The organism is Aeromonas sp. FDAARGOS 1404 (genome assembly GCF_019047085.1).
Taxonomy (GTDB): Bacteria; Pseudomonadota; Gammaproteobacteria; order Enterobacterales; family Aeromonadaceae; genus Aeromonas; species Aeromonas veronii.
This window is the reverse complement of record NZ_CP077237.1, coordinates 2,913,064-2,926,335: the sequence shown is the minus strand read 5'-3', so window position 1 is coordinate 2,926,335 and position 13,272 is coordinate 2,913,064. Positions and strand designations below refer to the sequence as shown.

The following is a 13,272-nucleotide window of genomic DNA, read 5'->3' as shown; positions in this document are numbered from 1 at the left end:
CTCAATAACCGGTGGCGTTGGGGTCGGGCACAAACTGTCCCACCGGCAGGCGCCACACCTCGCTGGCCACCCGCCCATCCGGATAGAGGGTGAGATAGCGCCAGCCCGGGCCGGATTCATCCAGCGCGAAGCCGTCGGATAGCGGTTTGAACTGAATGCAGGTGGAGGGGCTGGCAATCAGCCGCACCCCGCGGTGCACCTCGTCAAACTCCTGATGAACGTGGCCGAACAGGATGGTCTTCTGCTGCGGATGACGAGCCAGCACGGCGAACAGGTCATCGGCATTCTTGAGATTGTGCTGATCCAGCCAGGCGCAGCCCACCGGTACCGCCTGATGGTGCAGGGTGATAAGGGCGTGGCGATCAGGATATTGACGCAGGGCACGGTCGAGGGCGGCCAGCTGGTGATCGCCAATCATGCCGTGGGGTTTGCCGCGCACCTGGGTGTCGAGCAGGATCACCTGCCAGTGGTCGCCCACCAGCTGTTTGGATTCGCTGATCCCGGCGGCATGGAGATATTCGGTCATCAGCGGGCTGTCATCGTGATTGCCCGGCAGCCAGTAGATGGGGCGGCCCAGGGGCGCCATCATGGAGGCGAAACGCTGATAGGATTCCGGGCTGTGATCCTGCGACAGATCGCCGGTCGCCAGAATTACCTCGTAGGGGTGTTCATTGGCCTGCACCTGTTCCAGCACGGCGGCCAGACTCTCTGCGGTGCGCACAGCCAACAGCCGCCCTTCGGCACTCGCGAAGAGGTGGGTGTCGGTAATTTGCAACAGGCGCACACTGCCGTCCTGCGCCTGGGGGAGCTCTGTTTCCAAAATCACGCTTCTTTTTATTTGTTCAACTGGAGATATTGATCGGGCTGGTACCATGTCTGAGACAAAATTTTAGCCATTCGGCCAGAAACAGATTTACCTGCTCCTTTTCGTCCCGCTGGTGCATCTTTTTATTGGGATAATCATAACGTGGTTGCAAACGGGAAATCTGTTGCGCTGCACACACTTCCGCCATCCGCACATCGTGATACAAACGAATCTCTATCTGAGCTTGTAAATATTCGGGCAATTCGGGGTTGTGCTGGCTCAGGATCACCTGATTGGTGAAGCGACTCTCGCCAATGATGGTGAGCTGGAACTGCAGATCGTTGCCGACCCGATAGCGGCGCTCGGCGCCGACTTCCCCATCAGGCGGCAGCAGTTTCATCAACGCCATGTAGTTGACCTCGCAAGTTCTCTGCAAAGACATCAAATCCGGCACATAACGTTTGGTCCGGGATTGAACTAACGGCATCGCAAAGCTCCATCAATCAACACCCGTGAGTAGTTGACCTCGCAGGTACGCTGCAAGGACATCAGATCAGGCACATAGCGCCTGCTCTGTTGCAGGGTCAGCGCCACCTCAGCGATCTGCCAGCCAGCGGGCACGCAGCTCGCCATGGTTGAGGGCCAGCCACTGCAGGGCGATGACCGAGGCCGCATTGTCGATGCGTCCCTCTTTGAGCCAGGCGTAGGCCTGTTCGCGGCTCACCACGTGCACCCGGATATCCTCGCCTTCATCAGCCAGACCGTGCAGCCCCTCGGCCTTGCTGGCATCCACCTCGCCCACAAAGACCTCGATCCGCTCGGTGCTGCCGCCCGGGCTCACCAGATAGCTGATGGCATGCTCGCAGCGGGCAACCTCGATACCGGCCTCTTCCACCGCTTCGCGACGCACCACCGCCTCGGCGGTCTCCCCTTCGTCGATGATGCCGGCCACCAGCTCCAGCAGCCAGGGGGTCGGACTGGTCTCCATGGCGCCGATGCGGAACTGCTCCACCAGCACTATCTGGTCGCGTACCGGATCATAGGGCAGCAGCGCGGCGGCATGACCCCGCTCGAACAGCTCGCGCACGATGGGCTGATTCCAGCCGCCAGCAAATAACCGATGCTGCAGACGATAGACATTCACCTTGAAGAAGCCGTTATATCCAGCTGATTTTTCAATGATTTTCACATCATCGGCGGCGTAATGCCGATCTTGCGGCAAGGGTTGCTGCGACATCCGGGGCTCCCGTCAGCTTGACTTGTATCAGTTTGACCATAAAATCCGAGGAACATGAATGAACGTTCATTCACTCGGCGTGCCATGGTAATGAGGGGTGGATTTTAGCAGCCACAGACCATTTGGCTAGGCACGCGGGGAGAAAACTGCGTCCGGTTCTTGACGTTCCCGTCACCGGACCTGAGACTCTTAGCATTAAATTTTGCTTATAGTAGAGTGATTAAGCTGCAATCAAGCTTGGTCGGTGACAATATTTGCCTCTCCAGCAACCAGTTTGGGTTACTACATAAGGTTAAAACGATCTATGAAAAGAACACTTTTGTCAGTCATGGTGTTGCTGGGCGTCAGTGCCGGTGCCCATGCCGAAAACCTGCTCGACATCTACCAGCAAGCCCAGATCAAAGACCCGCAGTTGCTGCAGTCCAAAGCCGTTCGCGACCAGGCCTTCGAGAAGATCAACGAATCCCGTGCCCCTCTGCTGCCCCAGATCGATCTGGGTGCCGGGCTCAATTATCTGCAAAACAAGAACGATACCCAGAGCAATACCAACGCCAAGGGTGAGGTGACGCTGTCGCAATCCCTCTATCGTCGCAGTAACTGGGTCAATCTGGATATCAGCGAGAAGCAGGCCACCCAGTCAGATGTTGCCTACAACCTCGAAATCCAGAACCTGATGGTGCGCACCGCCAAAGCCTACTTTGATGTGCTCAAGGCGATGGATACCCTGGAGTTCGTCCGTGCCAACAAGGTTGCCGTAGAGCGTCAACTGGAGCAAACCCAGCAGCGTTTCGAAGTGGGCCTGACCGCCATCACCGACGTCCATGAAGCGGAAGCCTCCCGTGACCAGGCGCTGGCCGACGAGATCAATGCCGAAAACTCGCTGGACAACAGCTACGAGACCCTGCGCGAGCTGACCGGTATCGATCACCGCAATCTGGACGTGCTGAACACCGATCGTTTCAGCCCGCAGAAGACCGCCTTCGGCTCCGACAAGTGGCTGGAGCTGGCGCTGGACAAGAACCTGCAACTGCACAGTGCCCGCATCAGCAAGGATATTGCCAAAGAGCAGATCGATCTGGCCAAAACCGGCCATGAGCCGACTCTGGATCTGGGTGCCGGACTGCAAACCAGCAATACCGATTACAAGCTGGATAGTATTCCGGGCGGCAATGACAATCAGGCCAATATCGGTCTGACCTTCAAGCTGCCCATCTACAGCGGTGGCGCCACCAGCTCCAAGGTGAAGCAAGCTCAATACAACTACGTGGCGGCCAGCGAACTGCTGGAGAAGAACTTCCGCTCGGTGCAGAGCACAGTGCGCTCCTCCTACAACAACGTGAACGCCAGCATCGGCTCGGTGCGCGCCTACAGCCAGTCTGTGGTTTCCGCCGACAGCGCCCTGAAGGCGACCGAAGCCGGTTACGAAGTGGGTACCCGTACCATCGTCGACGTGCTGGACTCCACTCGCAAGCTGTACGAGGCCAAGCAGAAGCTCTCCGAAGCCCGTTACAACTACATTCTCAATATCCTGAGCCTGAAACAGGCTGCCGGTATTCTGGAAGCGCAGGATCTGGTGGAAGTGAACCAGGGCCTGATGCCCGCCACGGCAAAAGCCAAAGGCTGATAGCCGCTATCGGACATGAAAAAGGCGACCGCAAGGTCGCCTTTTTGTTATCCGTATTTCTGTCGGCTTGCAGCCGCCGATAGCGAGCCCCGCCAGATTGCGGGGCCAGCAGAACGTTAGCCGCGCTCGCGGATCGTCTTGATGATGTCGGTGGTGGAGCAGCCATCCTCGAAGTTGAGAACGCGCACCTCGCCGCCATTGGCGGTCACCTCGGCGTAACCGGCGATATCTTCCGGCTTGTAGTCGCCACCCTTGACCAACAGGTCGGGCAGGATTTCGGCGATCAGGCGCTGCGGGGTATCTTCACCAAATGGCACAACCCAATCCACCGCACCCAGCGCAGCCAGCACCGCCATGCGGCGCTCGGTCGGGTTGACCGGACGACCCGGCCCTTTCAGACGGCGAACCGACTCGTCGGTGTTGACCGCCACGATCAGACGATCCCCCAGCTTGCCGGCGTTGGCCAGATAGGAGACATGGCCGGCGTGCAGGATGTCGAAGCAACCGTTGGTCATCACCACCTTCTCGCCACGCAGACGGGCGGCACGAACCGCCACTTTCAGCTGGGCTTCGGACATGACGCCAAAGCCGGTCTCCTGCTCGGTGTAGAGGGCGTTGGCCAGCTCGACCGGGCTGACGGTAGAGGTACCCAGCTTGCCGACCACAATACCGGCAGCGGTATTGGCCAGCGCACAGGCTTCGTCCAGGCTCTTGCCTGCCGCCAGTGAGGTAGCCAGAGTGGAGATGACGGTATCACCGGCACCGGTCACATCGTAAACCTCGTGGGCCTGAGCCGGCAGATGCAGCTCCGGCTGACCTTCGCGGATCAGGGTCATGCCGTTCTCGGAACGGGTGACCAGCAGGGCATCCAGCTCGAAACGCTTGACCAGATCCAACCCCTTGGCGACCAGCTCCTCTTCGCTCTTCACCTTGCCCACCACGGCCTCGAATTCGGACATGTTGGGGGTCAGCAGGGTGGCACCGCGATACTTCTCGAAGTCGGTCCCCTTGGGATCGACCAACACAGGAATGCCGGCGGCACGGGCGCGCTGGATCATGCCGGGCACGTCGTTGAGAGCACCTTTGCCGTAGTCGGAGAGGATCATCACGTCACTATTCGGCAGCGCCTGCTCGACCTTGCTCATCAGCAGGGTGGCATCGACGGAGTGGAAGGGCTCTTCAAAGTCCAGACGCAGCAGCTGCTGGTTGCGGGACAGCACCCGCAGCTTGGTGATAGTCGGGAAGTCGGCCAGACGAACGAAGTCACAGGCCACCTTGACGCCAGCCATCTGACCGGCCAGGGCATCGGCCGCTTCATCCTGACCGGTCAGGCCAAGCAGCACGGCGTGAGCGCCAAGGGCGGCGGAGTTGAGGGCCACGTTGGCCGCGCCACCGGGACGCTCCTCAATGTGTTCAACCTTGACCACGGGCACCGGCGCCTCGGGGGAGATCCGACCGGTAGGGCCATGCCAGTAACGGTCCAACATGACATCGCCAACGACCAGAACGCGGGCTTTTTCAAAATCGGGCAGGGTGATCTTCATCTGTATCGACTCTCAAAACCTGAAAAATCAGCGGGAGATTTTATCACACTCTTTTATCCGGTGTAGAAAAAGCCGACCGCAGTTGCCGCCGCTGTCACGCTAACCGGACGCAGGCTACCCCTCTGACCAGCACACTGCCATTCGCCCCCGCCCCCCCTTTTCGGCTAGAATCCCCCGATTGTGTTTGCGAACAAGAGATTAGCCATGGCCCATGACAACGCTCCCCGCCTGGAGCCCCGCCTGTTTCATCCCCGTTACTGGGCCAGCTGGTTCGGCCTCGGCCTGCTCTGGTTGCTGACCCTGCTGCCGTGGCGCAGCCAGATGTGGCTGGGCCGTCAGCTCGGTCGCCTCGCCGCCAGGATATTGAAGTCCCGGGTCAAGATTGCCCATCGCAATCTGGAGCTGGCGATGCCCGAGCTGACCCGGGATGAGCGGGAGAAACTGCTCAAGGCAAACTTCGAGAGCGTGGGCTGCGCCGTGTTCGAGGTGGGGATCGCCTGGTTCTGGCCAGACTGGCGGATGCGCAACCTGATGAAGGTGGAAGGGGAAGAGCACGTCATCGCCGCCATGGAAAAAGGTCAGGGCATGCTGCTGCTCTCCTGCCACTTCCTGACGCTGGAACTCAACGCCCGCTGTTTCGGGCTGGTGCGCCCCGGCGTGGGGGTCTATCGCCCCAACACCAATCCGGTGTTGGAGTATGCCCAGTACCACGGGCGCTGTGCCTCCAACAAATATCTGGTAGACCGGATGGATGTGAAGGGGATGATCAAGGCGCTGCGCAACGGCGACGCCCTCTGGTATGCACCGGATCACGACTACGGCAGCCACGCCAGCGTGTTCGTGCCCTACTTCGCGGTAGAGCAGGCGGCCACCATCACCGGCACCGCCACCCTGGCGAGGGTGAAGAACACCGTCACCCTGCCCTGCTACAACATCCGCACCAACGAGGGTTACACCCTGCATATCGGCGCGCCGCTCGCCGACTACCCCAGCGGGGATGACATGGTTGATGCCGCCCGCGCCAACCGAGAGATTGAAGCCGCCGTGCGCAAGGCGCCGGAGCAGTACATGTGGCTCCATCGCCGCTTCAAGACCCGCCCCTCCCCCGAGGATGCCGGCTTCTACTAAGCCGCAGCCCCGACAGGGGCCAGATCGCAAAAAACGACAAACCGCCTGCTGGCGGTTTGTTTTTATCTGCAATCTGGCCTGCGCGGAAAACAAGCGCCCCGAACACTGCAGCTCGATAGCATCCTGCATGTTGGCGCCCATTCCCATTAACAAGCAGCAAAAGAGACCTCATCACCAACCGTAAAAACTGAAAGCGGGTTACAAATTTATTGATTCATTGATAAGCAATGGAGTGTTGCGATAGATCCATCGTCACTACCCGCTGATGAGTGATTTAATGAGTTGTCCCATTCGAATACAAAAATCAGATTTGTGACACCAATCACCCTTAAACAGGAGAGCCACAAAGCAATTTCGGTGAGCCAAGTCACAAAAAATGGTCGCGTAAAACAGAAAAGATCGAAATGTAGCCGAATTACAGCATGCGAATGTGACGCAGGTCACTGGTTCTGGAGGGGGTATCGCTGGGTATCTGAGAGCTAGCTCACAAGACACCCCGTTTTCAGCCTAATTTGATATCAAGCTGGTAGATTGAAGTTGCTTAGACGACCGGGATGGCGGTTCGGCAAAACCGGCCATCCCGACTACCACTTTTAATCAAACAGGCTTAAAACGGGGTCCCGACATGTTATCACCGGATACCAAAGTCAAGATACAGAATTTTGGACGCTTCCTGTCCAATATGGTCATGCCCAACATAGGCGCCTTTATCGCCTGGGGCTTTATTACCGCCCTCTTCATCCCCACCGGCTGGCTGCCCAATGAAACCTTGGCCAAGCTGGTCGGCCCCATGATCACCTATCTGCTGCCGCTGCTGATTGGCTACACCGGCGGCAAACTGATGGGCGGTGAGCGCGGCGGCGTGGTAGGTGCCATCACCACCATGGGCGTCATCGTGGGCACCGACATCCCCATGTTCATGGGAGCCATGATGGTCGGCCCGCTCGGTGGCTGGGCCATCAAGCGCTTCGACAAGGCGATGGACGGTCGCGTCAAGAGCGGCTTCGAGATGCTGGTCAACAACTTCTCCGCCGGCCTCATCGGCATGCTGCTGGCCATCCTCGCCTTCTTCGTGATTGGCCCCTTCGTCAAGGTGCTCTCCGGCCTGCTGGCCGGTGGCGTCGGCTTCCTGGTAGAAAACCACATGCTGCCGCTCACCTCCATCTTCGTCGAACCGGCCAAGATCCTGTTCCTCAACAACGCCATCAACCACGGCATCTTCTCGCCGCTGGGGATCCAGCAAGCCACCGAGCACGGTAGCTCCATCTTCTTCCTGATTGAAGCGAACCCGGGCCCGGGCATGGGTGTGCTGCTGGCCTACATGGTGTTCGGTCGTGGTGCGGCCAAGCAGTCTGCGGCTGGCGCCTCCATCATTCACTTCTTCGGTGGCATCCACGAGATCTACTTCCCGTACGTGCTGATGAACCCGCGCCTCATTCTGGCGGTGATCGCCGGTGGCATGACCGGGGTCTTTACCCTGACCCTGTTCAACGCCGGTCTGGTCTCCCCTGCCTCACCGGGTTCCATCTTCGCCGTGTTGTTGATGACGCCGAAAGCCTCCCTGATCGGGGTCGCCCTCTCCATCATCAGCGCTACTCTGGTCTCTTTCCTGGTCGCTGCCGTATTCGTTCGCGCCCAGCAGCCAGAAGCTGACGAGGCCGATGCCCTCGGTGAAGCCACTCGCAAGATGAAAGCCATGAAGGGCGGCAAGCCCGAAACCGCAGCGGCCAAGAAGCCGGGCGGAGAACTGATGGCGGTACGTAATATCGTGGTCGCCTGCGATGCGGGCATGGGCTCCAGCGCCATGGGTGCCGGCATGCTGCGCAAGCGGGTGCAGGCCGCCGGGCTCGATATCAGCGTCACCAACCGCGCCATCGATCAGCTCGACGATCAGGTGGACTGGGTCATCACCCACAAGGATTTGACCGAGCGGGCCCGTCGCCATGCGCCAAACGCTCACCATATTTCCCTGACCAACTTCCTCGACAACGGCCTCTATCAGGAGCTGGTACAGAGCCTGAGCCGCGCCGCCAACGATGACGTCGCCAACCCGCAACTGCTGGTGGCCGCCAACGACGACAGCTACGAGCCGCAGGCCGCCGAAGTCTTTACCCTGAGCCGTCATGACGTGCATCTGGGACTGAAAGCGGACAACAAGGAGGCCGCCATCCTGACCGCTGGCCGACTGCTGGCCGAGCGCGGCTACGTGGCCCCCGACTACGTCAACGCCATGCTGGAGCGCGAACAACTGGTCTCCACCTACCTCGGCGAATCCATCGCCGTGCCGCACGGCACCATCGCCGCCAAGGAGTTTGTGAAGCGTACCGGCATCGTCATCTGCCAGTACCCGGCCGGGGTCGCCTTTGGCGAGGCTGCCGATGAGGTAGCGCGGCTGGTGATCGGCATCGCCGCCCGCAACGACGAACACATGCAGGTGATAACCCGCCTGACCAATGCACTGGATGAACCCGGTCTCATCGACCGGCTGGCCAGCACCACGGATCCCCAGGCCTTCCTGGATCTGCTGGGCGCCGAACAGGCTGCGTAATCATCTTTCATCGTCTTTGGTTCAAGAGGTTAATATCATGAAAACATTGCATTTTGGTGCTGGTAACATCGGTCGTGGCTTTATCGGTAAAGTGCTGGCGGATGCCAGCCATCAGGTCACCTTCGCCGACGTCAACGACACCCTGATCGACCAGCTCAACCACCGCCAGGAGTACAAGGTCCATGTGGTGGGAGCGGATCAGAAGCTGGACGTGGTGCGCAACGTGGCGGCGGTGAGCTCCGCCGGTCACGAGGTGATCGCCCGTATCATCACTGCCGATCTGGTCACCACGGCAGTGGGCCCCAACATTCTGGACAAGATTGCCAGTACCCTTGCCAAGGGGCTGCAGGCCCGTTTCGATGCCGGCAACCTGACTCCGCTCAACGTCATCGCCTGCGAAAACATGGTGCGCGGCACCAGCCACCTCAAGCGGGAGGTACTCAAGTACCTGCCGGTCGCGTATCATGCCACGCTCGAATCCTGTATCGGCTTCGTCGACTCGGCGGTGGATCGCATCGTGCCGCCCGCCGCGGCTGCCAACGATGATCCACTGGAAGTGACGGTAGAGAGCTTCAGCGAGTGGATCGTCGACCAGACCCAGTTCAAGGGGGAACTGCCACAGGTGGCGGGCATGGAGCCCACCGATAACCTGATGGCCTTCGTCGAGCGCAAGCTGTTCACCCTGAACACCGGCCACATCGTCACCGCCTACCTAGGTAAACTGCGGGGCTACCGCACCGTGCGCGAGGCGATCGAGGATCCGGTGATCCGCAGCAAGGTACGCCGCGCCATGGAGGAGAGTGGTGCCGTGCTGGTGAAACGCTACGGCTTCGACCCGCGCCTGCACGCCGCCTACATCGAGAAGATCCTGGCCCGCTTCGCCAACCCCTATCTGGTGGACGAGATTGACCGGGTCGGTCGTCAGCCACTGCGCAAGCTGGCGGCGGGGGATCGACTGGTGAAGCCGCTGCTGGGCACCCTGGAGTACGGCCTGCCCAACGAGCAGTTGCAGGAAGGGATCGCCGCGGCGCTCCACTATCGCAATGCCGATGATCCGCAGGCGGTGGAGTTGCAAGCCCTGCTGGCGGAGCTGGGCCCGGCGAAAGCGTTGGCCCGCGTCACCGGACTGGATGAAGAGAGCGAAGTGGTTCGCGCCATTGTCGCCCGTTACGAAACCCTGTAATAACCCTGCTTGCGGCGCATTCAGCCACCACTGATAGCGCGCCAAGCGCTTGAATGGCAAGGGAATGTGCCCCATATGATAAAAACCGGGAGAGAGGCCCACTCTCTCCCTGTCAGCTGGACCCAATGCACCTATGACCACACACCAGGAAGATGAAGTACTGGAACGACTGAACGAGCAGGATGGCCCCCGCGGCTTCTTTCTCGAAGCCGTGACCATCCTGGAAGAGGCGGTCGACTCCCTGATGCGACGCGCGTTCCGTCAGGAGGAGTATGCCGTCAAATACGCCATCGAACCCCTGCTCAACCAGAGCGGCCCCCTCGGCCAGTTGGAGGTGCGCCTCAAGCTCATCTTCGCCCTCGGCCTCATCTCACTCGAGCGCTATCAGGATATCGAAGCCTATATCAAGATCCGCGACTTTCTGGTGCGCGACCCCAAGGATTACCGCTTCAGCGACAAGCCGATCCGCGATCTGCTCGACCGCCTGCACGGGGTCAATCAGGGCGGCATGATGAAGCTGGAGCCCCCCGCCAGCGAAGAGGATTGGGCCTTCTACCAGATGCAGCTCAACCGGCTCGATCAGATGGTGCGCTCCGCACTGGTACTGGCGCTGGCCGACTGTGTCGGCGAGCTCCACAAGGAGAGCCCCATCTAATCCGGCCCCGAGGCCACACCATCACCACGGTTGGCGTCTGGCTGGCGCCCTTCACACCACCGCCAGCCACCATGACGCCGACTGTCGCACATCTCCCCATCCCGGCCATGATGCACGCTCCTTCAGGTGTCAATCTGACCAACTTAGCCACTACACTAGCTCCATACTCACTGCCTGACTCGAGGTCTGCATGATTGCCCTCTCTCTGGCCGGGATCGCCCTGGTCTCCGTGCTGGCCCAATGGCTTGCCTGGTCGCTGCGGGTACCCGCCATCCTGTTTCTGCTGCTCACCGGCCTGACTCTGGGCCCGGTCAGCGGCCTGCTCGACCCCGATGCCCTGCTCGGGGAGCTGCTGTTTCCGCTGGTCTCCCTGTCGGTGGCCATCATCCTGTTCGAGGGGGCGCTGACCCTCCATCTCGCCGAGCTCAAGGGGATCGGCAAGGTGGTGCGCAATCTCTGCTCCACCGGCATGCTGGTCAGTTTCGCCGTCATCGGTAGCGCCGGTTACTTCCTGCTGGGGCTGGACTGGCGGGTCGCCACCATGCTCGGCGCGGTACTGGTGGTAACGGGCCCTACCGTGATCGCCCCCATGCTCAACGTGATCCGCCCCACCCGGGAGGTGGACCGCATCCTGCGCTGGGAGGGGATCGTCATCGATCCTATCGGCGCCCTGTTTGCGGTGCTGGTGTTCGAGGCGGTGCGCCTCGGCAGTCAGGGGGATCTCATCAGCCACACCCTGCTGGCGCTGGGCAAGACAGTGCTGGTCGGTTCCCTGATCGGGGTGGCGGCAGGCTGGCTCACCACCCTGCTCATTCGCAAGGACTGGCTGCCGGTCAGCCTGCACAAGTTCGGGGTGCTGGCGCTGGTGCTGGTCACCTTCAGCCTCTCCAACTGGCTGAGCCACGAGTCCGGCCTGCTGGCGGTGACCGTGTTCGGCATCTGGCTCGCCAATCAGGAGGGGCTGGATCTGGAAGAGGTGCTGGCGTTCAAGGAAGATCTCGCGGTCATCCTTATATCCAGCCTGTTTATCCTGCTGGCGGCCCGCCTCGATCTGGCACAGCTCTGGCAGCTCGGCCCCATGGTGCTGGCGCTGCTGTGCGTGGTGCAGTTTGTGGCGCGCCCGCTCTGTATTCTGGTCTCGACCTGGGGCTCGGATCTCTCCTGGCGGGCTCGCGCCCTGCTGAGCTGGATCGCCCCGCGTGGCATAGTCGCAGCGGCAGTCAGTGCCTCGTTTGCCATCAGCCTGCATCAGGCCGAGATCCCCGATGCCGACAAGCTGGTGCCGCTGGTATTTGCGGTGATCATCTCCACCGTGGTGTTGCAGAGCCTCACCTCGGCACCGCTGGCCAGCCTGCTCAAGATGCGCCAGAGCGCCCCCAATACCTGGCTCATCATAGGGGCCAACTCGGTGGCGCGAGCCATCGGCAAGGCTCTGGCGGATCAGGGGGTGCCGGTACAGCTCTGCGATCCCGCCTGGGAGTTCTGCAAACAGGCGCGGATGAGCAACCTCCCCTGCTATTTCGGCAACCCCCAGTCGGAACATGCCGAGCTGCACCTGCCGCTTACCAGCATCAGTACCGTGCTGGCACTCTCCCCCAACCGCCACAACAACGCCCTCGGGGTGCTGCACTTTGCCCACCTCTACGGCGAGGAGCAGGTCTACTCCCTGCGATCCAGCGAGCAACACGGCAAGGCCAACCGGGAGAGCGCCACCTTTCGCGCTCGCCAGAACCTGTTCGGCCCCGACATCAACTATGCCCGGCTGAGCGGCCTGCTGAGCCGGGGTGGCCAGATCAAAGCGACCCGCCTGAGCGAGGCGTTCGACTGGGCCCAGTATCAGGCCGCCAATCCCGGCGCCATCCCGCTGTTCATCATGGATGGCAAGGGCAAGCCCCAGATCGTTACCGGCCCCGTCACCCCGCAGGCGGGTGAGCTGCTGATCGCCCTGCAACCGCCCAGAGAGCAGGGTGCCGAATGAGCGACGCCAACCACAATCCGCTGGTCGCCCCGCTACTGGTGCTATTGCAACAGGCGGCGGGCAGCTACAAGGTGCATGAACTGATGGCTGCTCTGCGCCAGCAGGGGGCAATTCCGGTACTGGCCGACGATGAGCAGCTGCAGCTGTTTCGGGTCAACTTCCTGATCATGAACGCCCTCTACCAGTTGCAAGCCGAGCTTTATGAAGAGGGTTGGTGGCTGGTGATCAGCACCCTGGATATCCGGCTCGAACCACTGGTCGGGAGCTCGGAGGCCAGTCACGGCTTTGCCCTTGGCGAAAATCTGCGTAGCTACTATCTCGACTGGCAGGTGTTCTGGCAGACCGATCGTGCCGAAGTTGAGGCCCTGCTCAACCGCTTCTGGCGCGCTTATGACGGTGAGGGGCACAAAGCCGAGGCGCTGGCCCTGTTCGAGTTGAATGAAGGGGCGAGTCAGGAGGCGATCCGCCGCCGCTGGCGGGAGCTGGCATTGCAGCACCATCCGGATCGGGGCGGCAATGCCGAGACCTTTATCCGCATCCGCTGGGCATGGGAGGTCCTGCGGGGATGAT

Annotated in this window: 11 protein-coding genes; 7 read left to right on the top strand and 4 right to left on the bottom strand. The window is 60.8% G+C overall.

Annotated elements, in window-relative coordinates; translation table 11 throughout:
• Window position 1: 1 nt before the first annotated feature.
• The 3 genes from cpdA to nudF all read right to left on the bottom strand — a co-directional run bounded on the left by cpdA (window position 2) and on the right by nudF (window position 2,042).
• On the bottom strand, window positions 2-820 hold the full coding sequence (cpdA, locus tag I6L34_RS13580; RefSeq protein WP_041202814.1) for a 3',5'-cyclic-AMP phosphodiesterase: 819 nt from the start codon (window positions 818-820) through the stop codon (window positions 2-4).
• A gap of 22 nt (window positions 821-842) precedes the next feature.
• Entirely contained in the window at window positions 843-1,292 is a 450-nt protein-coding gene (locus I6L34_RS13575; protein WP_042052480.1) for a DUF1249 domain-containing protein, read from the bottom strand.
• Between the two features lie 108 nt (window positions 1,293-1,400).
• Entirely contained in the window at window positions 1,401-2,042 is a 642-nt protein-coding gene (gene nudF / locus I6L34_RS13570) for an ADP-ribose diphosphatase (RefSeq protein ID WP_005335901.1), read from the bottom strand.
• A gap of 304 nt (window positions 2,043-2,346) precedes the next feature.
• Between nudF and tolC the strand changes: the two genes are divergently transcribed.
• On the top strand, window positions 2,347-3,666 hold the full coding sequence (gene tolC, locus I6L34_RS13565) for an outer membrane channel protein TolC (protein WP_005335902.1): 1,320 nt from the start codon (window positions 2,347-2,349) through the stop codon (window positions 3,664-3,666).
• Window positions 3,667-3,782: 116 nt separating this feature from the next.
• Here the strand turns inward: tolC and hldE are convergent, their stop codons facing one another.
• Window positions 3,783-5,210: a bifunctional D-glycero-beta-D-manno-heptose-7-phosphate kinase/D-glycero-beta-D-manno-heptose 1-phosphate adenylyltransferase HldE gene (gene hldE / locus I6L34_RS13560; protein ID WP_005335903.1), complete on the bottom strand. Its 1,428-nt coding sequence runs from the start codon at window positions 5,208-5,210 to the stop codon at window positions 3,783-3,785.
• Window positions 5,211-5,414: 204 nt separating this feature from the next.
• On the opposite strand from hldE, the gene lpxL reads away from it, so the two are divergent.
• From lpxL to I6L34_RS13530, 6 genes are all read left to right on the top strand, one after another.
• Window positions 5,415-6,338, top strand: a complete 924-nt coding sequence (gene lpxL / locus I6L34_RS13555; RefSeq protein WP_216954838.1) for an LpxL/LpxP family Kdo(2)-lipid IV(A) lauroyl/palmitoleoyl acyltransferase — start codon at window positions 5,415-5,417, stop codon at window positions 6,336-6,338.
• Window positions 6,339-6,963: 625 nt separating this feature from the next.
• Window positions 6,964-8,886 (top strand): PTS mannitol transporter subunit IICBA, encoded by a 1,923-nt coding sequence (locus I6L34_RS13550; protein ID WP_021231686.1) that lies wholly within the window; start codon window positions 6,964-6,966, stop codon window positions 8,884-8,886.
• Between the two features lie 37 nt (window positions 8,887-8,923).
• The gene (locus tag I6L34_RS13545; RefSeq protein WP_005363105.1) at window positions 8,924-10,069 is read left to right on the top strand and encodes a mannitol-1-phosphate 5-dehydrogenase; all 1,146 of its coding nucleotides are present in this window, start codon (window positions 8,924-8,926) and stop codon (window positions 10,067-10,069) included.
• Window positions 10,070-10,202: 133 nt separating this feature from the next.
• Window positions 10,203-10,724 (top strand): MltR family transcriptional regulator, encoded by a 522-nt coding sequence (locus I6L34_RS13540; protein WP_005335907.1) that lies wholly within the window; start codon window positions 10,203-10,205, stop codon window positions 10,722-10,724.
• 190 nt (window positions 10,725-10,914) lie between these two features.
• Window positions 10,915-12,702, top strand: a complete 1,788-nt coding sequence (locus I6L34_RS13535) for a sodium:proton antiporter (RefSeq protein ID WP_058057935.1) — start codon at window positions 10,915-10,917, stop codon at window positions 12,700-12,702.
• Complete coding sequence (locus I6L34_RS13530; protein WP_058057934.1) at window positions 12,699-13,271, top strand: DNA-J related domain-containing protein; 573 nt, start codon at window positions 12,699-12,701, stop codon at window positions 13,269-13,271. The genes I6L34_RS13535 and I6L34_RS13530 overlap by 4 nt, the downstream gene beginning before the upstream one ends.
• The last annotated feature ends 1 nt before the right edge of the window (window position 13,272 follow it).

Coding starts and splice junctions, on each gene's coding strand:
- I6L34_RS13575 (WP_042052480.1), bottom strand. CDS start 1,292: ATGCCGTTAGTTCAATCCCGGACCAAACGTTATGTGCCGGATTTGATG.
- nudF (WP_005335901.1), bottom strand. CDS start 2,042: ATGTCGCAGCAACCCTTGCCGCAAGATCGGCATTACGCCGCCGATGAT.
- tolC (WP_005335902.1), top strand. CDS start 2,347: ATGAAAAGAACACTTTTGTCAGTCATGGTGTTGCTGGGCGTCAGTGCC.
- hldE (WP_005335903.1), bottom strand. CDS start 5,210: ATGAAGATCACCCTGCCCGATTTTGAAAAAGCCCGCGTTCTGGTCGTT.
- lpxL (WP_216954838.1), top strand. CDS start 5,415: ATGGCCCATGACAACGCTCCCCGCCTGGAGCCCCGCCTGTTTCATCCC.
- I6L34_RS13550 (WP_021231686.1), top strand. CDS start 6,964: ATGTTATCACCGGATACCAAAGTCAAGATACAGAATTTTGGACGCTTC.
- I6L34_RS13545 (WP_005363105.1), top strand. CDS start 8,924: ATGAAAACATTGCATTTTGGTGCTGGTAACATCGGTCGTGGCTTTATC.
- I6L34_RS13540 (WP_005335907.1), top strand. CDS start 10,203: ATGACCACACACCAGGAAGATGAAGTACTGGAACGACTGAACGAGCAG.
- I6L34_RS13535 (WP_058057935.1), top strand. CDS start 10,915: ATGATTGCCCTCTCTCTGGCCGGGATCGCCCTGGTCTCCGTGCTGGCC.
- I6L34_RS13530 (WP_058057934.1), top strand. CDS start 12,699: ATGAGCGACGCCAACCACAATCCGCTGGTCGCCCCGCTACTGGTGCTA.